An 18,456-nucleotide genomic window follows, 5' to 3' on the forward strand; every position below is an offset into this window, starting at 1 on the left:
AGGTTACCAATGAATAAAGTAATACTATTCAACCCAAGAAGTGCCAGAACCAAACCCAGGATCCCCAACTCCATTCTTTCGGTAGCCGCCGCTATTGAAGGATTATTTGAGTATGCTATCGTTGATGGCAATCTGGAAACGGATCCCTGGCAAAAAATAAACAGCTATCTGGCTACCGGTCAGTACAAATTCTTTGGCTGTACCTGTATGCCCGGTCCGCAATTGCGGCAGTCCATACCAATTTCAAAGCAAATTCGGGAGCAATATCCGGAGGTCAGGATCATCTGGGGTGGTTACTTTCCATCAAATCAACCCAAGGTGGTTCTGCACTCCGGTTTTGTAGATTTTATCGTAAACGGTCCGGGTGAAAAATGTTTCCCAGCCTTACTGGCAGCGCTTGAAAAAGGGGACAACTGGACCACCATTCCCAATCTCATTTATAAAGGAGAGGAAGGCATCATAAAAACAGGCAAAGATGAATTGTACGATCAGGATGCGCTGCCTTCTTTGCCTTACGAAAGCCTGAACAGCTTTTACCCGTTGAAGCGCTATTTAGGCAAAACTTACCTGGGCACCCGCACCATCGCTTATCATAGCAGCATGGGCTGCCCTTTCAAATGTTCATTCTGTGCTGTGGTGCCCATTTACAATGCGCGTTGGCGGGGCAAAAGTGCGCAACTGATCTATGAGGATATTAAATACCTGAAGGATCAACACGGCGGCAATGCCATTGAATTTCACGACAACAATTTCTTTGTTTCGGAAAAACGAACGGTTGAATTTGCCAAACTCATTCAACCCGAAAATATGATCTGGTGGGGTGAAGGCCGAATCGATACCATCGATAAATACTCCGACAAATCGCTGGAGATCATGCGGGAGTCAGGTTGCAAAATGATCTTCTTTGGCGCCGAAACCGGTAATGATGAAATTCTGAAAAAAATGGATAAGGGCGGCACACAAAGCGCCGCACAGATCAGGGCCTTTGCCGCGCGGATGGCCAAATTCGATATCATACCTGAATATTCATTTGTATTGGGTACCCCTGCCGATACGCCAGAACAGGTGATGAAACAAATTGATCAGGATATCGCCTTCATCAAAGAGATCAAAAGCATCAATCCCAAAACCGAGATCATTATATACCTCTACAGCCCGGTTCCAACTGAAGGCTCTGACCTGTATAAAAAAGTACTGGAAAGCGGATTTCATTTTCCAGAAAAGCTCGAAGACTGGATCAGTCCCCATTGGGAAAATTTTGATTTACGTAAGAACCCGTTAACGCCCTGGTTAACGCCCGAAATGGTAGATAAGATAAAAGATTTTGAAACCGTGCTGAATGGCTACTACCCTACTGTTTCAGACATCCGCTTATCGGCATTCAAACGCGGCATTATGCGCAGCCTGTCGGCCGTTCGATACAAAACCGGTTTGTACTGGAAACCATATGAACTAAAAGTGTTGCAGTTATTGTGGAAATACCGGCAACCGGAAATTGAAGGATTCTAATGCGAAAAACCATTAAACAGTTAATGACCCGTTTATACAAACCGCTGCTGGTAAAATACCTGTCGGCTACCCGTCTGTATACGTACAAGGGTATACGACTGGTAATTCCGCCTGCTGTTTTTCATCCGGGCTTTTTCTTTAGTACCCGGTTACTATTGCGGTACATCGCCTCGCTTCCTTTGAAAAATAAATTGTTTCTGGAACTGGGTGCCGGCAGTGGCCTGATAGCCATGTACGCCGCCCGCCAGGGTGCCAGCGTTACAGCCACCGACATCAATGGGGTTGCTATTCATTCACTGGAAATGAACGCGCGCAGCAACCGCATTCCATTGACAATTATAAAATCTGATCTGTTTACCGATATTCCACAACAGAGATTCGATATCATCGCCATCAATCCACCTTATTATAAAAAACAACCCCAAACCGCAGCAGACTACGCCTGGTTTTGCGGGGAACAGGGTGAATATTTTCAGCAATTGTTCAGTGGACTGCATCAATACATCCATGCCAATTCGGTTGTATTGATGGTGCTGTGTGATGGCTGTGACATTGAGATGATTAAACAAATGGCTTTTGATAATGGATTTCAGTTGAATTGTGTACTGGAGAAAAAGAATTGGGTGGAGGTGAATTTTATTTTCAAAGTTAACAATGATCATAAATAAACTATATCATACATACAACAGGTACCGCACGCTGCAGACCGACGTCATCACATCATTGCCAATAGCGATATTGATGCCCCACAGCGCCTGCAACTGCCGTTGTGTAATGTGCGATATCTGGAAGGACAATAAAAACCTGAAGCAGCTCACCGAACAGGACATCACCGGTTTGCTGGGCACCTTTAAAAAGCTGGGCACCCGGGTGGTGGTTATGTCGGGCGGAGAAGCCCTGCTCAATGCCAATTTTTTCCGGTTCTGTGAAATCCTGAAAAAAGAAGGCATTGCCGTTACCCTGTTATCTACAGGCATTGCCCTGGAGAAAAAAGCAGATCAGTTGCTGCAATGGGTAAATGACATTATTGTTTCACTGGATGGCGATGAAGCCCTGCACGACAATATCAGGCAACTACCCGGCGCGTTCCAAAAAATGCAGCGGGGTGTGCAATTGATCAAAAGTATCAATCCAAAATTTCGTATTTCAGCACGTACCGTTATTCACCGGTTGAATTATAAGCACTGGATCCCGATTGTGAACAGCGCCATGGAAATGGGCCTCGATCAGATCAGCTTTTTACCAGCCGATGTAAGCAGCAATGCCTTTAACCGCGCCACTGCCTGGGACAACGACCGTCAGCAGGAAGTGCTGGTGCATGAAGAAGAATTACCGGCCTTGCAATCGGCCCTGCAGGAACTGATCAGTTATCACCAAACGGCCATCGAAGAAAGATTCATTGCCGAGTCGGCGGAAAAATTACAAAAGATCTATGGCTACTATGCGGCGTTTTATGGCAGGAATCCATTCCCATACAAGAAATGCAATGCGCCATGGGTATCAACAGTCATTGAGGCAGATGGTACCGTGCGGCCCTGCTTTTTTCACGATCCCTTAGGCAATATCAGAACACAAAACCTGGATGCTATTATAAACAGTCCAACGGCAGTGGCATTCAGAAAGGGATTGGATATGGACAAGAATGACACTTGTGTAAAATGCGTTTGCTATTTAAACCTGCCTCCCAGAACCAGTTTGTAAAGAACCAAGCGACATCATGAACAACAATATTCTCTTTTCACATTCCTACTTTTTAAGGTTCGATCCCAAACAATGGGCTACCGGGCAGCCTTATCCCCCGCTGGCTACTTTGTACGCGGCAGCCCTGATGCGTGAAAACGGCTATACCGTTTCTTTGTTCGATACCATGTTTGCACACACCGCCCAGGATGTGCAGCCGGTAATTGATGTGCAGGTGCCTGATTTCTTTGTGTTGTACGATGATGGGTTCAACTACCTTACCAAAATGTGTTTGACCAATATGCGGGAGGCTGCGTTCGAAATGATGAAACTGGCCAAAGCAAAAGGTTGTACGGTGATCGTATCCAGCTCAGATAGTACCGATCATTTTGAACAATACCTTTCCGAAGGCGCCGATTTTGTAATTATTGGCGAAGCCGAAATGACCCTGCTGGAACTGGTTCAGGCCATCAATAATAAAGCAACTAATTTTCAACATATAGCCGGACTGGCATTTATGCACGATAACGGGGTTACTAAAACACCCAGGCGTACGGTGATGAAGGACCTCGATGCATTGCCCCAGCCCGCCTGGGACCTGGTAGATATTACACCCTACCGCTCGATGTGGTTAAAAAGCTCGGGGTATTTTTCTCTGAACATCGCTACCACCAGGGGTTGTCCGTTCAAATGTAACTGGTGTGCAAAACCTATTTATGGCAATCGCTATAATGCGCGTTCACCGGAAAAAGTAGTGGAAGAATTAAAAATGCTGAAGTGGATCTTCAACTTTGATCACATCTGGTTCAGCGACGACATCTTTGGTCTGAAACCCGGCTGGGTGCATGTCTTTGCTGATTTGGTGGAGAAGGAACAATTGAAATTCCGTTTTAAGATCCAGGCGCGGGCAGATCTGCTGTTGCAGGAAGACACCATCAAAGACCTGGCGCGTGCCGGTTGTCATAATATCTGGATGGGCGCTGAAAGCGGCTCGCAAAAGATCCTCGACGCTATGGACAAAGGCACCACGGTTGAACAAATTTACCAGGCCACCACCCTACTGAAAAAGAATGGCATCAACCCTTCTTTCTTTATACAGTTTGGTTATCCCGGTGAAACACAGGAAGACATTGCCAAAACCATTCGTATGATCAAGGACCTGCTGCCTTATGAAATGGGCATCTCGGTTTCTTACCCTTTGCCCGGCACCCTGTTTCATGAACGCGTAAAAGCCGACCTTACACAAAAAGCCAACTGGACGGATTCCGATGAATTGTTGCTGATGTTCCGCAATACTTATCCGCCCCGCTATTATAAAAAACTGCACCGCTATGTACACCATGTTTTTCGCAAACAACAGGGTTGGGTGGCTTTGCGCAAGGCGATAAAGAACCCATTTGCGGCGTCGCGTACAGACTATAAAAAAATAGCAGCTGCCTGCCTACATATGCCATCGTTGCTGGTACAGCAGGTACAATTAAACCGGTATGTGCATGAATAAAACAGCCACTTTTAATGTACTGGCAGGCACCTACGACACTGCGTTTACAGAGAGCCTTATAGGCCACGCACAACGTACGGTGAGCCATAAATGGCTGCAACCGCTGCTAACCAGTGAACCTGGTATGCAGCTGCTGGAGATCAATTGCGGTACGGGCGCCGATGCCTGCTGGATGGCAGGCCAGGGTCATTCGGTTATTGCCACCGATGGTTCGCCCGCCATGATCGATAAAGCACAACAAAAAACCGCCCTGACAAATGGCGTTCAGCAACCCGCATTTCAAACCTGTTCGTTTGAGGAGTTGCACACTACATTCCCAAACCGGCAGTTCGACGCCATCGTTTCCAATTTTGCCGGGTTGAATTGTGTATCGCCCGCGGAGATGAAAAACCTGTCGACTCAGTTACAATCATTGCTGCGCCCCGGTGGTTACCTGGCCGTAGTGCTGTTTGGCAAATATTGTTTTTGGGACAGCCTGTATCACCTGTTGAAAGGCCAGCCCCGGCAGGCTTTCAGAAGGTTTACGAATAAAGAAGTATTGGTGCAATTATCACCAGGCGTACAACAACCGGTTTATTATTATTCCGTAAAGGCATTTGAACGGTTGCTGTACCCCATGCAATTGATTGAAAAAAAACCGGTGGGCTTATTCATTCCGCCCTCGTGGCTGGAAGGGTATATGCAACAACACCCACGCCTGTTTCATTGGCTGGTACAACGGGAGGAGACGTTAGGGAACTCATCCCTGCTTACCAGCCTGGCCGATCACGTTTTTCTGTTATTTAAAAATGAATCCAAATGAGGATCCTGTTAACACATGGATATTTTATAGAGGAAGATCCCAAGGAACAAGCCATCATGCGGCCGTATGTTCCATTGGGCATTTTGTATATTTCAGCCTACCTGGAACAAAACGGGTATGACAATGAAGTATTCGACAGTACTTTTTCTTCCTTCGATAAATTGTGCGCACAACTGCAACAGCAACGCCCCCATGTAGTTGGTATTTACACCAATCTGATGACGAAGCTGAATGTACTGCGCATCATCAGCTATATAAAAAGCCAGCCCGAATTACAGCATACGAAAATAGTACTGGGTGGCCCCGAAGTAAGGAACCATGCCATTAAGTTCCTGGAACATGGTGCTGATTTTATTGCCTCGGGTGAAGGGGAACAAACCATGCTGGAGCTGGTTCAATATGTGGAGGGCACCTTTACCGGTACGCTTAGCGAGATAGAAGGTGTGTCTTTCCTTGACGCTGAAAAAGGATTACAACAAAATAAAGAACGCACCAAAGTAAAAAACCTCGATGTGTTGCCTATGCCCAACCGGCGTAAAGTAAACCTGTCGTTGTATTTCGATGCATGGAAAGGACGGCATGGCACCAGTACCGTTTCCATAAGCACGATGCGGGGTTGTCCTTACAGCTGTAAATGGTGCAGCCGTGCGGTATACGGACAAAGCTACCGGCGTCGCAGTCCGGCCAAAGTCGCCGATGAAATTGCTTATATAAAAGCCAATTATACTGTTGACAGCCTTTGGTTTGTTGACGATGTATTTACCGTAAGCCATCAATGGCTGGAGCAATTCACCCATGAAATGACCAGCCGCAACCTGGTAACCCCCTTTGAATGCATTACCCGGGCCGATAGAATGAATGAGGAAGTGATCATCAATTTAAAAAAGAGTGGTTGTTTCCGGGTATGGATAGGTGCAGAAAGCGGTTCGCAAAAAATAATCGATTTAATGGACCGCCGCGTAGAAGTAGAGCAGGTGCAGCAAATGATTCAGTTAGCACGCAAACACGGGATGCAGGCAGGTACCTTTATAATGGTGGGTTATCCCGGCGAAACCAAAGAAGACATTTACGCCACCGTTCAACATTTAAAAAATGCAGATCCCGATCTGTTTACTATTACAGTAGCTTACCCCATAAAAGGCACCCCGTTATATGCCGAAGTGGAAGATCGATTTATTACCAGCCTGCCCTGGGACAGCAGTACCGACCGCGATATTGATTTTACCAGAACTTATAACAGGAAGTACTACGACTATGCCATTCAAATGATCAATTACGAAGTGAATTACCACAAGGCATTAAAGAAACCGGTTGCAAATTTATTCAAACTAACCAAGCTGAAACTACGCTCAACGCTGGCTAAGGGACATATGTGGATGGAGGAAAGGCGGAAGGCAGTTTCATAAGTTAACAGGTTGACAGGTTAACCTGTCAACCTGTTAACTTGTCAACTTATGAAACTATGAATTAACGTAAGCTGTTTGACTATTCAGTTTCTTTTCAAGAGAATCAAGCACCTTTCTTTGAAAAAACTCCGGATTAGGCTTGGAGAAATGCTTCCCGGTATGTAATCCCATACGAATACCGTGCGAATTGGTTTTCTGCAATTGTTCCTTCTTTAGCCAGCGGCGTGTGGTTACACGCATCAGCCAGTTGTCTATACTGTTTCCTGTTTTATTATCGAGCAGCCATTCTACGGCTCTCTTAAACCAGCCCGGTTTTGCCAATACGATCGACTCTTTGCTAACTGGCTGATTGGGGAAATAATTACCAGCCCAATTGTTCTCATCATAAAACCGGTCCATGGTACCATTGCCACAAACAGGCTTCAGGGTGATGAGTTCTGTTGCTGTGAATATATTCTGCTCATCGATGCGCAATGCCTCTTCATCTATGTAATAATTCATGCAATAGAAATGCTGATGCCCGGTAATAAAAGTCAGTTTTTTAAACAGGTGCATCAGGGTTCGGGCGATCCACAATCGGTTGGCATGCGTGATTATAAAAAAATCTATATCTGTATTTTGGTCGGCAAAGTTTTTAGACAACGATCCCGATATACCAATGCCCCGCACAAAGGGAAACTGGTATAAAAACCCACCCACTTTATAACCTTTGGTCAACAATGCAGTGGCTTTATTGTTACCATTAGTTCTTCTTGCACGCAGGGAAGGGTCTTGCTGCAAAGAATAAAAATTTCCCATGCGAAACACCCGGTTATCATCAACCAGTTGTTGCAGGGTTAACAGTACATCATCACCGGATACGGGTTGATCGAGGAAATGATGTATTTCGTCAAGTGTAAGCGGATAATTAAAAATATCAAAATAAGCTAATGCTTTTATGATACTTTGCTCGTATTGTACAGGCATGCAACAGAGTATTGATTTAGGCAACTGTATTAATGTAATAGCCGTATACTGTAATAAGAATACTATGATTCGTGAAAAAAGGTTGCCTTTGTTGAAAAGGACCGTCCTTCGGAAATATATTGATGGCAAAAGAGGCTATTTCCTTTGCAAACGGATACTTGATGTATTGTTTGCATCGGTTATAATAATAACGGTGTTGAGCTGGTTGTTGCCATTGCTGGCTTTGTTGATAAAACTTAGCTCAAGAGGCCCCGTTTTCTTTTTGCAAAAACGTACGGGCCGTGGGGGAAAATCGTTTACCTGTTACAAATTACGCACCCTGGCACATAACCCTATAGCCCATACTAAGCGTATGGATGTAGGAGAGGAAACGGCAACGGCACTGGGACGGTTCCTCCGGCAATCGAATTTGGATGAGCTGCCCCAGTTTTTTAATGTACTAACCGGCAGTATGAGCCTGGTTGGTCCACGCCCACACATGCATGCCGATTGTAATGCGTTTGCCGCCCTCATTCCCCGGTACAAATTCCGTAACCTGGTAAAACCAGGCATAACTGGTTTGGCCCAGGTAAAAGGCTATCATGGAAAGGTGATCAGCCGGGAGTGTATATATAAAAGGTATGAATGGGATGCCTGGTATGTACAATATGCCAGTTTTGGGCTGGATCTTAAAATAATTACCCAAACTGCCTGGCAAACCGCCCTGGCCGTATTGGGGAAGAAAAAGAAAAAACTCCCAGCTCCGGTTCGGCCTATAAGCTATACAGTGAAAGCCATAAGCCCAAAGGCTAAAGCAGAAAGCAAAACTCAGAACTAAAAACTTAGAACTCACCCTTTTACAGTAATTTTGTAGTAAAACACGGGGATTTCCGGTAGCATCGGGAACATATTGCATATGTTTTTGGTATTTTTTTGCATTTAGCTTTACCTGTTTGCCTGAATATCCCTACCTTTGCAAACTCTTTAAAAGGGTAGTTCATGAATAGCCGACGGAATTACGATATAGCATTTGTAGGACTGAAACCGGGCAATCATGAGTTTGAATATACCATCGACGATAAGTTCTTTGTAGAGTACCAGGAGCAGGACTTCCGCCATTGCACGGCCCACGTAAAACTGACGCTGGAAAAGCAAAATGGCTTTATGCTACTGAAATTTGAAGTAGGTGGCAAACTGGAGGTTACCTGTGACCGCTGTGGTAATAATCTGCCACTGGAATTGTGGGATGAGTTCAACATTGTTGTAAAAATGGTGGACGAACCAGATGTAATGAATGAACAGGAGGAAGATCCCGATGTTTATTACATCTCAAAAGGCGAAAGCCATTTGCACATAGCCGACTGGATATATGAATTCATAAACCTGAGTATTCCTATGCAACGGATGTGTGCTGATGATGAAATGGGCGGACCGCACTGTAATAAAGAAGTGCTGGAAATGCTCAGGAAATTAGAAGAACAGAAACCATCCACCAATCCTTTATGGAAGGGGTTGGAAAAGTTTAAAGATCTGGAAGACAATTGATTATTTTTTTTGAAGTTATAAATTTGAGTGTATGCCTAATCCAAAACGGAGACATTCCCAACAACGGGGTGCTAAAAGAAGAACACACTATAAGGCTGAGAAAGTAACCTTAAGCAAAGACAGCACTACAGGTGAAACGCATGTACGCCATCGCGCTCACGTGAGTGAAGGCAAATTATATTATAAAGGAAAAGTAGTTATGGAAAAGGCTTAATTCACTTAAGCCCTTTTTTTAACCTCTTTTATTATTATAACATAATAAGCCTCGTTGCCGGAAATGACTATCTGTTTAGACATGATGGGCGGAGACTTTGCGCCATTGGAGGCTGTAAAGGGTATCCGCGATTACCTGACAGAAGCTGCTAATCCGGCTCTGTTGTTTCTAGTGGGTGATGAAGCGCAGATAAATCCATTACTGCAGGAATATAAAATACCGGCCGATAAGGTTAAGGTAATTCACGCCCCCCAGGTAATAGATTATAATGAATCTCCTACCAAAGCGTTGAAAGAAAAGCAGCAATCGTCTATCGCTGTGGGCTTTCACTTGCTGGCTACAGGAAAAGCGGGTGCATTTATAAGCGCCGGCAATACCGGAGCCATGCTGGTGGGTGCTATGTATAGCATTAAACCCATGGAAGGTGTTCTGCGGCCTACTATTTCTACCATTATTCCCAAAGACAACGGAAACACCGGTCTGTTGCTCGATGTTGGTCTTAATGCCGACTGTAAACCCGAGCACCTGAACCAGTTTGCCCTGTTGGGTTCGCTGTACGCAAAACACATTCTGGGTATTGATAATCCGCGTGTGGCATTGTTGAATATTGGCGAGGAAGAAGGCAAAGGTAACCTGCTGGCACAAGGCACCTATCCCCTGCTGAAAGAAAATGACCAGATCAATTTCACAGGCAATGTGGAAGGCCGCGATGTGTTTCTCGATAAAGCCGACGTAGTGGTTTGTGATGGATTCACCGGAAATGTGATCCTGAAAATGGCCGAGTCAATTTACGAGATCACCCACCGCAAAGAAATAAAACACGAGTACCTCGACCGGTTCAATTTTGAATTGTACGGCGGCACTCCGGTTTTAGGCGTTGCCAAACCAGTGATCATTGCCCACGGTATTTCTAAAGCCAAGGCATTCGTTGCTATGATAAACCTGGCCGAAAAAATGATTGCCACCGACCTGATGGGTAAAATGAAAGCCAGTTTCGAATCGAAATAATCCTTCACCGTTCAACATATTATTAATCCCCGACCGCAACGTCGGGGATTTTTTTATTTACCTTCCTTTTATGAACGAGATCATTGGTTACCTGCGCAATTACATTCAATCTATTAACCGCTCCGTTTTTCTGCTCACTACCCTCCTGGTTGCCATTGCCATTACCTTAAATTATACCCTCAGCATAGAACCAGCTATTGTTGCGCTGTCTTCCTGGCCCCTGCGCATAGCCGGGTTCCTGATGCTGTTTGGGTTTATTTTTTCTACTGCCTGGGTATTGCAATTCCTGGCAGCCCCGTCCACTATTCCCAACGACAGGTTCTTTTTTGTGTTGCTGCTGATGGCGCCGGCCATTTTCGCCGTCAAGATCACCTTTACCGAAGTAACCAGTTACCTTACGGCGCACTTCACTTTCCCCTGGAACCAATATTGGAACAAAGTGCTCGACTGGCCTTTAAAACTACTGGTGGTAGCCCTGTCAGTCACCGCATTGTGGCGACTAGGCCGTTTTGAAGGCCCCATAGCCGGCGTACAGGCAAAAGGCTTTACTGTCAGACCCTATTTACTATTACTGACGGCGATGGTGCCACTGATCGCTTTTGCAGCTACGCAAAACGATTTTTTACATACGTATCCCAAGGTGCAACGCATCAATATGATCGATCAACACGTGCAGCATGGCATTGCCTGGAAAGCCTTGTATGAACTTTCCTATGGGATTGACTTTGTAACTATTGAGTTTTTCTTTCGCGGATTTCTGGTGCTTGCTTTTGCCCGCCTCGCCGGAAAACATGCCATATTACCGGTTGCAGCGTTCTACTGCTCCATTCACTTTGGGAAACCACTGTTCGAATGTATTACTTCTTATTTCGGTGGTATTATTCTGGGCGCAGTAGTGTACAATACGCGTAGTATCTGGGGTGGATTAATAGTACACCTCGGCATTGCCTGGCTCATGGAACTGGCAGGTTACCTGGGACATATTTATAAAGGATGGTAAATAAAGACCGCGATACTACAGTAAAGCGAGATTAGTCTGTTTTATGTAAGCACAAAAAGGATATTCCTGTGCAATAGCATTCAAACGTGCAATTGTTTCTTCACTGGGAGGAGTAGGAAGTATTTTCTCTAAACGTTTTTCAACCGGGGTAGCGTTTTCGAAGGGATGGATAGAAATGCTGCCTGTAGCAGATACCAAATTGAAAGTGGTTTTCTTTTTCATGCACAAAATTTACAAGTAATGAAAAAATGTAATTAAACAGGCTTTCCTTGGATACGTGCGCTACTTAAAAATCAGAGAACAGCTTATTCATTAGGCAAGAAAAAGAGAGACTCGTTAATCGTTCATTCAAATGGCTAGCGGAAATAATGAAAGGAAGAAGTATATATAACAATTAATCCGATCTATTCAAAGATAGATTAAATTCGGGTAAAGTGGAAGCTTTTAACAAAAAAAACAATTCTTCTCTAGGAAAAACAACGGTATAAGGAAATCTGGTTATCAAAATCATACAAATTGCTTCCCTGGATCATAATGGATCATGATCTTTCTGTTTATAGTAAACGCAAAAAGGATATTGCTTTCCTAATTGGTTTAGCCTTTCAATCATTTCCTCAGATGGAGGCGGAACAATGTTCGAAATAGTTTCAACAGCTGTTGAGCTGATCCGGATCCTGTTTGCGCGGCGTGTAAGCCTTCTCGAAATAACTGGCAACTCCATAGCAGGAGAATAAATGGTTACCGATGATTTTTTCATACGTTCAACTTTATATGGTTATCAGATGGTGGTCCCCAATGTAAATATGTATGGCTTCCTTAGGCCTTGCGGTATCAGCTACCTATCAAACATAGAAATAACCAAAAGGTTCATTGAGTACAGACTCTTTAATTGAAACGGGTGAGACTTAACATTTCAGTAGTAAAATTCCAGATTTAGAGCCGTAATAATGAGGTCATAAAGTTATTTAAAAATTAAATCTTTTTCTAATGCTATCCAAATTATTTATATAAGAAGTAAGAAAAAAAATTACGCCTGATGATCACTGAAAGACCGTCAGGCGTAACAAAAAATCTTCTAAAAATAACGTTGTTGGTACGTTAACTAATCTACAGATTGTAAGTAATCGATTCCAATTGCATTCGCGCCAGTTCCACTCTTTTTACCTCTTAAATAAATGGTGAACGCATTGAACTGAGTAAGGTTAACACCACTCAATGAGGAAATCGTTGAATCGGTACCTGACTTCTTTACAGTTACCGTCACAGCAGCAGGTGTAACAGGTGAGAACTGGTTATAATAACTTGAATATACATTGTCTGCATAAGAGCGACCAGAAGAGATGAGGTTATTGTCAAAATAAACATCTACATCTTCAATTTCAGGAGCTAAATGAAAAAAGCGGAAGAATGCTTTATCATTGGTCAGCATGGAGTAATCATCAGCAATTTTGGCAGCACCTACGTGAGTTGAATCAATGTTATACAATAACAACGTAGCATATTCTAATGAATCGTATAAGCTGTTGCTTATCGAAGCAACAATGCTATCGCTGCCAGCTTTTTTGAAACCGATTGCATAAACACCAGGGTCCAGGGCTGAATAAGTAGACACTGATCCCGCTGCTATCGCAGACGATGCCTGTTTATCATTAAACCAAACTTCAACTGCAGGGCTCCAGGGTGCCAGATGCATGAGTGAAATGTAAGTTTTGGGTGCACTCGTGGAATTTGAGGTTTGCTTTAAACAACTACTCAACGCCACAGAAACAAAAGCCAATACACCCAATACCCAAAAAGCATTTTTTCTTACTTGCACAGTTTTCATTTTAAGTTAACAAATTTTGATTGTCGCAGTTTTTATCACCTGAGTTGTAAATATTAGAAAATTCGCTCTCAGACTGCAAATTTACCAATTAGTTTAGCCAGATATAACGATTTTCTGGCCTTTATGACAAACAAGCACCTGCTTACGTTGCACCTTCTTATGCATATTAATTGATTATAAAACAAAAAGAGCCCGAAGGCTCCTTTTATAGTTGAAAAAAATATCTCAGTTGTGTCGCCAGCCGCCGTGTCCCTGGCCACGATCGCCCCGGTCGCGATTGTTGCCGCCATTCTGCTGGCCACCGCCAAAACCGCCATTTGGTCTGTTTTCCGTCACAGGGTTCCGCCGTTCAAATTGAGGCTGTTGCCGGCGTTCTTCAAACTGGCGGCGATTATTTTCTGCCTCTGCATTCCGCTGGCGCGTCAATTGCTCCCGTTGCTGACGTTCTTCAAACTGACGCCGGTTATTCGCATCATCGTTTCTCTGCCGCATCATTTGCTCCTGCTGTTGCCGCCTGTCTTCAAACTGGCGCCGGTTATTTTCTGCCTCTGCATTCCGCTGGCGCGTCATTTGCTCCCGTTGCTGACGTTCTTCAAACTGACGCCGGTTATTCGCATCATCATTTCTCTGCCGTATCATTTGCTCCTGTTGTTGCCTTCTTTGTTCAAAACCATCCCTGTTATTTCCCGGGCGGTCGTTATTGCCCCCAAAGCGATTGCCGCGGTTATCCGCTACCTCATTGCGTTGATCATGGCTGAACCGCTGAACCCGTTCGGGCGCATAGCGATTGTTATCGCGGTTTACCCGTGGGCGGTAAATAGCCACTTCATTATTGCGGAAACTTGATCTGCCGGGTCTGGCAACATCCCTGATGCCCACCGGCCGAATTGTTTGCCGCGTATACCGTTCCACTTCATGTCGGCCCGGGCCGGTTACGTACACATTCCGCTCGCGGTGATAATTATTAATGATGGTGGTATTGCTGATGAAGGTAACGTTGCGCTGAACGCCATAACAGTGGCTGTATACCTGCGGAGAGGCAATATACTGCCGGTCAACAAAACACCAGTAATTGCTGGGTGGTGAATAATTACCGAAAGAAAGACTTACGCCAACATTGAATTGAGGACCCAGTGGCGCCCAACCATAGTAATCACCGCCACTGCGCCAGCAAACCCAGGCTGGCGACCAATCATAGCCCGGCATCCAAAGCCAGCCATAGTAATCGTCGTAAAACCAGCGGCCGTAGTGAAAAGGCGCCCAGCCCCATGAATAATCCGATACCCACATCCATTCATATTCATCGGTCCATACCCAGTGCCCGTTGGTGCTGTACGGTCTGAAATCGGCCCCCATGTCGGGGCGCCAAACATACCCGTATTCGGGATAATCGATCCAGTTTCCATATGGCGCCAGTTCATCGTAAAAGGTCTGGTACGAAACCTGTTCTTCCACCTGGGCAGTCGCTTTATTCTGAACGCTGCCAAACAGTAATAACAAAAGTATTACCGGCGTACTGATTATTGCAATTCGTTTCATTTAGGTGAGTTTTAGAATACATGATCGAAGAAGTGCGGGAAACCGCTCAACCCCCTTCTTATCAGGTTAGAAACGAATACAATGCCGACGTTTAGGCACTTATGCCTTTTAATAATACTTTATGTGAAGGAAGCGATAAAACCGCATTTTAACGAAACGACAGTGCAACTATTAAACGGGTGGCCCCAAATAAAGAGCCCCATCAACCTCTCCGCCAGCTGGCGGAAAGGTTGATGGGGTTAATAGCTTAATGTATGTTGACCGGCGATTAATTAATTATAGTGGAACCCTTCGTGCATTGACTTATACAGGGAAGCAGGTTTCATAGCAGGTACAATGATGCGGCGGATGGTGTATAAAGGATCCTGCTCGTCGCGTTTTGAATACAGTTGGAACGCAGCGATCATGCCTCTCTTTTTCAACTCGGGAATAGCTTCAGGATTCCACAAGCCAAATGGATAGGCAAAGTACTGGATCTTTTTACCAGTAATAGCTTCCAGTTGTTTGGTTGGCTTTTCAATTTGCGTTTCCCAGTCTTTACCCTGGTATTTCTTTACATTATGGTGGTCCCAGGTGTGTGAACCGATCACATGGCCATGGTCTGAAAGATCCTTGATCTGTTCTTTGCTCATATATCGTGGGCGGCCGATTGAAACGGTCATCACAAAGAATACTCCTTTATAACCGTATTTATCCAGCAAAGGCTTTGCAACAGTATATTGATCCAGATCGGTATCATCGAAGGTAAGCATCACCGGTTTTGACGGCAATGGCGTTCCTTCGTTCAGGTAAGCATATAACTGATCGGGAAGAATAGTATGATAACCGCTATCGCTCAGCATTTTTATCTGCTCGGCTAAGGAAGCAGGCGGAATAATATAATCTTTGGCTGATTTGGAATCAGTAGGCTTCCAGTCGCGGATCTGGTGATAACATAAAACAGGTACTTCCGGGCGTCCCAAAATGGTTTTGGGATCAGCTACTTTCATTCCATCAACCGATGGCATCGGTTCGGAATTTGCTTCCCTGGCTTTGCCGGGAGTTGGAAGTTCCGGATTGTTAGAGCCGATTGCATCGGCCACTTTGGCTGAAGGGCCTTCGTGACAATTAGCTGCCATAAAACAGAACAAAGCAATTGTCAGAATAGCTATCAATTCAGGCTTCGAGCGAAATGTGTGTGTCTTCATAGAATGGCGCAAACTTACGTAAAATAGGCATTGCGTAAACGTGTAAAACCCCTTATTTGTTGTAGAATGTACGATACACCTGCCACTTTTTTTGCACATATTGTGTAGAGCTTTTAACCTTTGCAGTATTTACTATGCACCCTTACAAATTACCCTATATTGAAACGTTGAAAATACCATTAACGGAACAATAACGACGGTCATACCTTACCTTGCGACTTGAGAATATGAACCAGGTAAAAGATTATTATAAAATTCTGGAACTACCCACAACCGCTACGTTGCAGGATATAAAGCGATCGTTTCGCCGGCTGGCTCAGCAATACCATCCCGACAAAAACGACGGCAGCCATATGGCCGCTGCTCATTTCCGCGAAATACAGGAAGCCTACAAAACGTTAAGCGATCCCAAAAAGCGGGAAGCATATCATTACCAACGCTGGTATGTTCGCAGTACCGGAAAACCATTTGCCAGCGCTCCCCTTACTCCTACCCACATTTTGCAGGAATGCCGCCTGTTACAACAGTACGTAGCGTCCATGAATCTGTTCCACCTTCGATATGACGCAGTGAGCCTCCACATTCGCGAACTGCTTTCTGAAAGCGCCATGGGCATGTTATTGGAACAAAATGATGTGGCAGTTAATCAATCCATCATTCAAAGCGTGTTAACAGCGATTCAACCATTGCCCAAAAAATACTTTATACCAATAGCAAACCTGTTATTAAAGCTGGCCGGTGATGATGTGACCACCCGTTCAACCATTGAACAGGCCCTCACCAATAAAAAACAACGGCATATATGGGATAAATATAAATGGGTGTTGATGTTGGTTATTACTGCCCTTATTTGCTGGTTCATTTATCATTTATAGCGGTTGTTGAGTTATCTTTATTTTTACACTTTATAGAATTCATATGGCACGCACACCTTCTGTAATGACACCACTGGGAGCAACAGCACCCGATTTTACGCTGCCTGATACCCTAAGCGGGAAAGACGTTTCCCTGGCGGCAGCAAAAGGCGCCAAAGCCACCGTGATCATGTTCATTTGTAACCATTGCCCCTTTGTGAAACATGTAAATGCAGCATTGGTAAAGCTGGGAAATGATTATAAAGACAAAGGCATTGGTTTTATTGCCATCAGCTCCAACGACGTGGCCAGTTACCCCGACGATGGACCGGAACAAATGAAACTGGTAGCAGCACAACAACAGTATCCCTTTCCTTATTTATACGATGAATCACAAGAAGTAGCCAAAGCATATGAAGCAGCCTGTACGCCCGACTTCTTTGTTTATGATGGCAATCTGCAGTTGGCCTATCGTGGCCAGCTCGATGACTCACGCCCGGGTAACGACAAGCCGGTTTCAGGCGCCGATCTCCGTAACGCGCTGGACCATTTGATAGCAGGTAAAGAAGTACCAGCCGATCAAAAGCCAAGTATCGGGTGTAGCATCAAGTGGAAATGAGCAATTAAAAAGGGGGAAATCCGGGGATCAGCATAGGCACCCGGGATTTATACACTTTGTATTTTTCACCAAACAGGGCCGCCAGCTTTTTTTCTTCCAGCCTGGCGCCCCAAACGGTATACAGCGTTATAACCAGGCAGGCCAGTAAATTTTTCACATAAGGGAAAATAAAAAACAGCGACCAGATCGTCAACAAGGTGCCGAAATACAAAGGGTGACGCATATACCGGTTCAATCCGGTCAACTCCAATTCCACCGGTGCCTGTTTTGAATAAAAAACACTAATGCCGCTGAGTGAGAAGAAATATTTTTTAATCAATGCACCCATTATGACCAGTCCGGCCACCAATGGCAAACCTAACAACACCTTTAGCCATACCGGGGCCACATACAACAACCCGCTTTGCAAATACACCTGGTACACCAGAATACCAATTAAGGTAATCCCCGCAAATACCGAATAAGAAAAAGAGTAATATTTATAATATAACCCGAGCCACCGCTGCATAAACCGCTTCCACCAGTCGGCCGCCAGCAAACTGTGTAAAATGCCAAAAAGCAACCATAGCACAACGAGAATAATATGATTAATTAGAAGCATCTGGTTTGTTAAGTTACTGATTTTAATGGAAGGGCGTGAAAGGCAGAGGGCAGAAGGCAGAGGGCAGAGGGCAGAGGGAAAAGGCAGTAGGCCCGCCGAATCCGCCAGCTGGCGGATTCGGCGGGCAAGGCAGAAAGCAGAAATGAAAACCGCAAAACCGCGAATCTGGTACCGCAAGCTTAGAACTCGGGATATAAGATTTTAGTCGTGAGGTTGACATC

20 protein-coding genes are annotated in these 18,456 nt (G+C 44.7%); 13 read left to right on the forward strand and 7 right to left on the reverse strand.

The window, feature by feature from the left end:
- The first annotated feature begins 9 nt into the window (after nucleotides 1-9).
- Genes BMX95_RS15960 through BMX95_RS15985 form a run of 6 tightly spaced genes read left to right on the forward strand, consistent with a single transcriptional unit; the run spans nucleotide 10 to nucleotide 6,898 of the window.
- On the forward strand, nucleotides 10-1,509 hold the full coding sequence (locus BMX95_RS15960) for a B12-binding domain-containing radical SAM protein (protein WP_081203432.1): 1,500 nt from the start codon (nucleotides 10-12) through the stop codon (nucleotides 1,507-1,509).
- Nucleotides 1,509-2,177: a methyltransferase gene (locus BMX95_RS15965; protein WP_081203433.1), complete on the forward strand. Its 669-nt coding sequence runs from the start codon at nucleotides 1,509-1,511 to the stop codon at nucleotides 2,175-2,177. Before BMX95_RS15960 ends, BMX95_RS15965 begins: the two co-directional genes overlap by 1 nt.
- Entirely contained in the window at nucleotides 2,164-3,210 is a 1,047-nt protein-coding gene (locus tag BMX95_RS15970) for a radical SAM protein (protein WP_081203434.1), read from the forward strand. The genes BMX95_RS15965 and BMX95_RS15970 overlap by 14 nt, the downstream gene beginning before the upstream one ends.
- A gap of 16 nt (nucleotides 3,211-3,226) precedes the next feature.
- Entirely contained in the window at nucleotides 3,227-4,690 is a 1,464-nt protein-coding gene (locus BMX95_RS15975; RefSeq protein WP_081203435.1) for a B12-binding domain-containing radical SAM protein, read from the forward strand.
- A complete protein-coding gene (locus BMX95_RS15980) occupies nucleotides 4,683-5,492 on the forward strand; it encodes a class I SAM-dependent methyltransferase (protein ID WP_165759071.1) in 810 nt (269 codons plus the stop codon). The genes BMX95_RS15975 and BMX95_RS15980 overlap by 8 nt, the downstream gene beginning before the upstream one ends.
- The gene (locus BMX95_RS15985) at nucleotides 5,489-6,898 is read left to right on the forward strand and encodes a B12-binding domain-containing radical SAM protein (RefSeq protein WP_081203437.1); all 1,410 of its coding nucleotides are present in this window, start codon (nucleotides 5,489-5,491) and stop codon (nucleotides 6,896-6,898) included. Before BMX95_RS15980 ends, BMX95_RS15985 begins: the two co-directional genes overlap by 4 nt.
- Nucleotides 6,899-6,952: 54 nt before the next feature.
- On the opposite strand, the gene BMX95_RS15990 is transcribed toward BMX95_RS15985, so the two are convergent.
- On the reverse strand, nucleotides 6,953-7,864 hold the full coding sequence (locus BMX95_RS15990; protein ID WP_081203438.1) for a hypothetical protein: 912 nt from the start codon (nucleotides 7,862-7,864) through the stop codon (nucleotides 6,953-6,955).
- A gap of 64 nt (nucleotides 7,865-7,928) precedes the next feature.
- Between BMX95_RS15990 and BMX95_RS15995 the strand changes: the two genes are divergently transcribed.
- From BMX95_RS15995 to BMX95_RS16015, 5 genes are all read left to right on the forward strand, one after another.
- Nucleotides 7,929-8,681, forward strand: coding sequence for a sugar transferase (locus tag BMX95_RS15995; protein ID WP_165759072.1), 753 nt, complete (start codon nucleotides 7,929-7,931; stop codon nucleotides 8,679-8,681).
- Between the two features lie 161 nt (nucleotides 8,682-8,842).
- Entirely contained in the window at nucleotides 8,843-9,388 is a 546-nt protein-coding gene (locus tag BMX95_RS16000) for a YceD family protein (protein WP_081203440.1), read from the forward strand.
- Between the two features lie 31 nt (nucleotides 9,389-9,419).
- Complete coding sequence (gene rpmF / locus BMX95_RS16005; RefSeq protein ID WP_014220516.1) at nucleotides 9,420-9,602, forward strand: 50S ribosomal protein L32; 183 nt, start codon at nucleotides 9,420-9,422, stop codon at nucleotides 9,600-9,602.
- Between the two features lie 63 nt (nucleotides 9,603-9,665).
- Nucleotides 9,666-10,610, forward strand: coding sequence for a phosphate acyltransferase PlsX (plsX, locus tag BMX95_RS16010; RefSeq protein ID WP_081203441.1), 945 nt, complete (start codon nucleotides 9,666-9,668; stop codon nucleotides 10,608-10,610).
- 70 nt (nucleotides 10,611-10,680) lie between these two features.
- Nucleotides 10,681-11,610 carry a CPBP family intramembrane glutamic endopeptidase gene (locus tag BMX95_RS16015; protein ID WP_081203442.1) on the forward strand — a complete coding sequence of 310 codons (930 nt, stop codon included), beginning with the start codon at nucleotides 10,681-10,683 and terminating at the stop codon, nucleotides 11,608-11,610.
- 15 nt (nucleotides 11,611-11,625) lie between these two features.
- Here the strand turns inward: BMX95_RS16015 and BMX95_RS16020 are convergent, their stop codons facing one another.
- The 5 genes from BMX95_RS16020 to BMX95_RS16035 form a co-directional block, all read right to left on the reverse strand.
- Complete coding sequence (locus tag BMX95_RS16020) at nucleotides 11,626-11,832, reverse strand: hypothetical protein (protein WP_081203443.1); 207 nt, start codon at nucleotides 11,830-11,832, stop codon at nucleotides 11,626-11,628.
- 307 nt (nucleotides 11,833-12,139) lie between these two features.
- A complete protein-coding gene (locus tag BMX95_RS34515; protein ID WP_133054034.1) occupies nucleotides 12,140-12,367 on the reverse strand; it encodes a hypothetical protein in 228 nt (75 codons plus the stop codon).
- Nucleotides 12,368-12,712: 345 nt separating this feature from the next.
- Nucleotides 12,713-13,426 (reverse strand): DUF4397 domain-containing protein, encoded by a 714-nt coding sequence (locus BMX95_RS16025; protein WP_177193697.1) that lies wholly within the window; start codon nucleotides 13,424-13,426, stop codon nucleotides 12,713-12,715.
- A gap of 234 nt (nucleotides 13,427-13,660) precedes the next feature.
- Nucleotides 13,661-14,974: a DUF6600 domain-containing protein gene (locus BMX95_RS16030; RefSeq protein ID WP_081203445.1), complete on the reverse strand. Its 1,314-nt coding sequence runs from the start codon at nucleotides 14,972-14,974 to the stop codon at nucleotides 13,661-13,663.
- A gap of 272 nt (nucleotides 14,975-15,246) precedes the next feature.
- A complete protein-coding gene (locus tag BMX95_RS16035) occupies nucleotides 15,247-16,161 on the reverse strand; it encodes a polysaccharide deacetylase family protein (RefSeq protein WP_242673225.1) in 915 nt (304 codons plus the stop codon).
- 227 nt (nucleotides 16,162-16,388) lie between these two features.
- On the opposite strand from BMX95_RS16035, the gene BMX95_RS16040 reads away from it, so the two are divergent.
- Both BMX95_RS16040 and BMX95_RS16045 read left to right on the forward strand, forming a co-directional pair.
- Entirely contained in the window at nucleotides 16,389-17,036 is a 648-nt protein-coding gene (locus BMX95_RS16040) for a J domain-containing protein (RefSeq protein WP_081203447.1), read from the forward strand.
- A gap of 43 nt (nucleotides 17,037-17,079) precedes the next feature.
- Nucleotides 17,080-17,634 carry a thioredoxin family protein gene (locus BMX95_RS16045; RefSeq protein WP_081203448.1) on the forward strand — a complete coding sequence of 185 codons (555 nt, stop codon included), beginning with the start codon at nucleotides 17,080-17,082 and terminating at the stop codon, nucleotides 17,632-17,634.
- 4 nt (nucleotides 17,635-17,638) lie between these two features.
- On the opposite strand, the gene BMX95_RS16050 is transcribed toward BMX95_RS16045, so the two are convergent.
- Complete coding sequence (locus BMX95_RS16050) at nucleotides 17,639-18,235, reverse strand: methyltransferase family protein (RefSeq protein ID WP_133054035.1); 597 nt, start codon at nucleotides 18,233-18,235, stop codon at nucleotides 17,639-17,641.
- Nucleotides 18,236-18,456 lie beyond the last annotated feature (221 nt).

This window comes from Niastella yeongjuensis, assembly GCF_900110245.1.
Taxonomy (GTDB): domain Bacteria; phylum Bacteroidota; class Bacteroidia; order Chitinophagales; family Chitinophagaceae; genus Niastella; species Niastella yeongjuensis.

Excerpts from the sequence above, each read along its gene's own strand:
- BMX95_RS15985 (WP_081203437.1), top strand. The coding sequence starts at position 5,489 with ATGAGGATCCTGTTAACACATGGATATTTTATAGAGGAAGATCCCAAG.
- BMX95_RS15975 (WP_081203435.1), top strand. The coding sequence starts at position 3,227 with ATGAACAACAATATTCTCTTTTCACATTCCTACTTTTTAAGGTTCGAT.
- plsX (WP_081203441.1), top strand. The coding sequence starts at position 9,666 with ATGACTATCTGTTTAGACATGATGGGCGGAGACTTTGCGCCATTGGAG.
- rpmF (WP_014220516.1), top strand. The coding sequence starts at position 9,420 with ATGCCTAATCCAAAACGGAGACATTCCCAACAACGGGGTGCTAAAAGA.
- BMX95_RS15960 (WP_081203432.1), top strand. The coding sequence starts at position 10 with ATGAATAAAGTAATACTATTCAACCCAAGAAGTGCCAGAACCAAACCC.
- BMX95_RS16045 (WP_081203448.1), top strand. The coding sequence starts at position 17,080 with ATGGCACGCACACCTTCTGTAATGACACCACTGGGAGCAACAGCACCC.
- BMX95_RS15995 (WP_165759072.1), top strand. The coding sequence starts at position 7,929 with ATGATTCGTGAAAAAAGGTTGCCTTTGTTGAAAAGGACCGTCCTTCGG.
- BMX95_RS16035 (WP_242673225.1), bottom strand. The coding sequence starts at position 16,161 with ATGAAGACACACACATTTCGCTCGAAGCCTGAATTGATAGCTATTCTG.
- BMX95_RS15965 (WP_081203433.1), top strand. The coding sequence starts at position 1,509 with ATGCGAAAAACCATTAAACAGTTAATGACCCGTTTATACAAACCGCTG.
- BMX95_RS15970 (WP_081203434.1), top strand. The coding sequence starts at position 2,164 with ATGATCATAAATAAACTATATCATACATACAACAGGTACCGCACGCTG.
- BMX95_RS16015 (WP_081203442.1), top strand. The coding sequence starts at position 10,681 with ATGAACGAGATCATTGGTTACCTGCGCAATTACATTCAATCTATTAAC.
- BMX95_RS16000 (WP_081203440.1), top strand. The coding sequence starts at position 8,843 with ATGAATAGCCGACGGAATTACGATATAGCATTTGTAGGACTGAAACCG.
- BMX95_RS16050 (WP_133054035.1), bottom strand. The coding sequence starts at position 18,235 with ATGCTTCTAATTAATCATATTATTCTCGTTGTGCTATGGTTGCTTTTT.
- BMX95_RS16020 (WP_081203443.1), bottom strand. The coding sequence starts at position 11,832 with ATGAAAAAGAAAACCACTTTCAATTTGGTATCTGCTACAGGCAGCATT.
- BMX95_RS15980 (WP_165759071.1), top strand. The coding sequence starts at position 4,683 with ATGAATAAAACAGCCACTTTTAATGTACTGGCAGGCACCTACGACACT.
- BMX95_RS15990 (WP_081203438.1), bottom strand. The coding sequence starts at position 7,864 with ATGCCTGTACAATACGAGCAAAGTATCATAAAAGCATTAGCTTATTTT.
- BMX95_RS16030 (WP_081203445.1), bottom strand. The coding sequence starts at position 14,974 with ATGAAACGAATTGCAATAATCAGTACGCCGGTAATACTTTTGTTATTA.
- BMX95_RS34515 (WP_133054034.1), bottom strand. The coding sequence starts at position 12,367 with ATGAAAAAATCATCGGTAACCATTTATTCTCCTGCTATGGAGTTGCCA.
- BMX95_RS16040 (WP_081203447.1), top strand. The coding sequence starts at position 16,389 with ATGAACCAGGTAAAAGATTATTATAAAATTCTGGAACTACCCACAACC.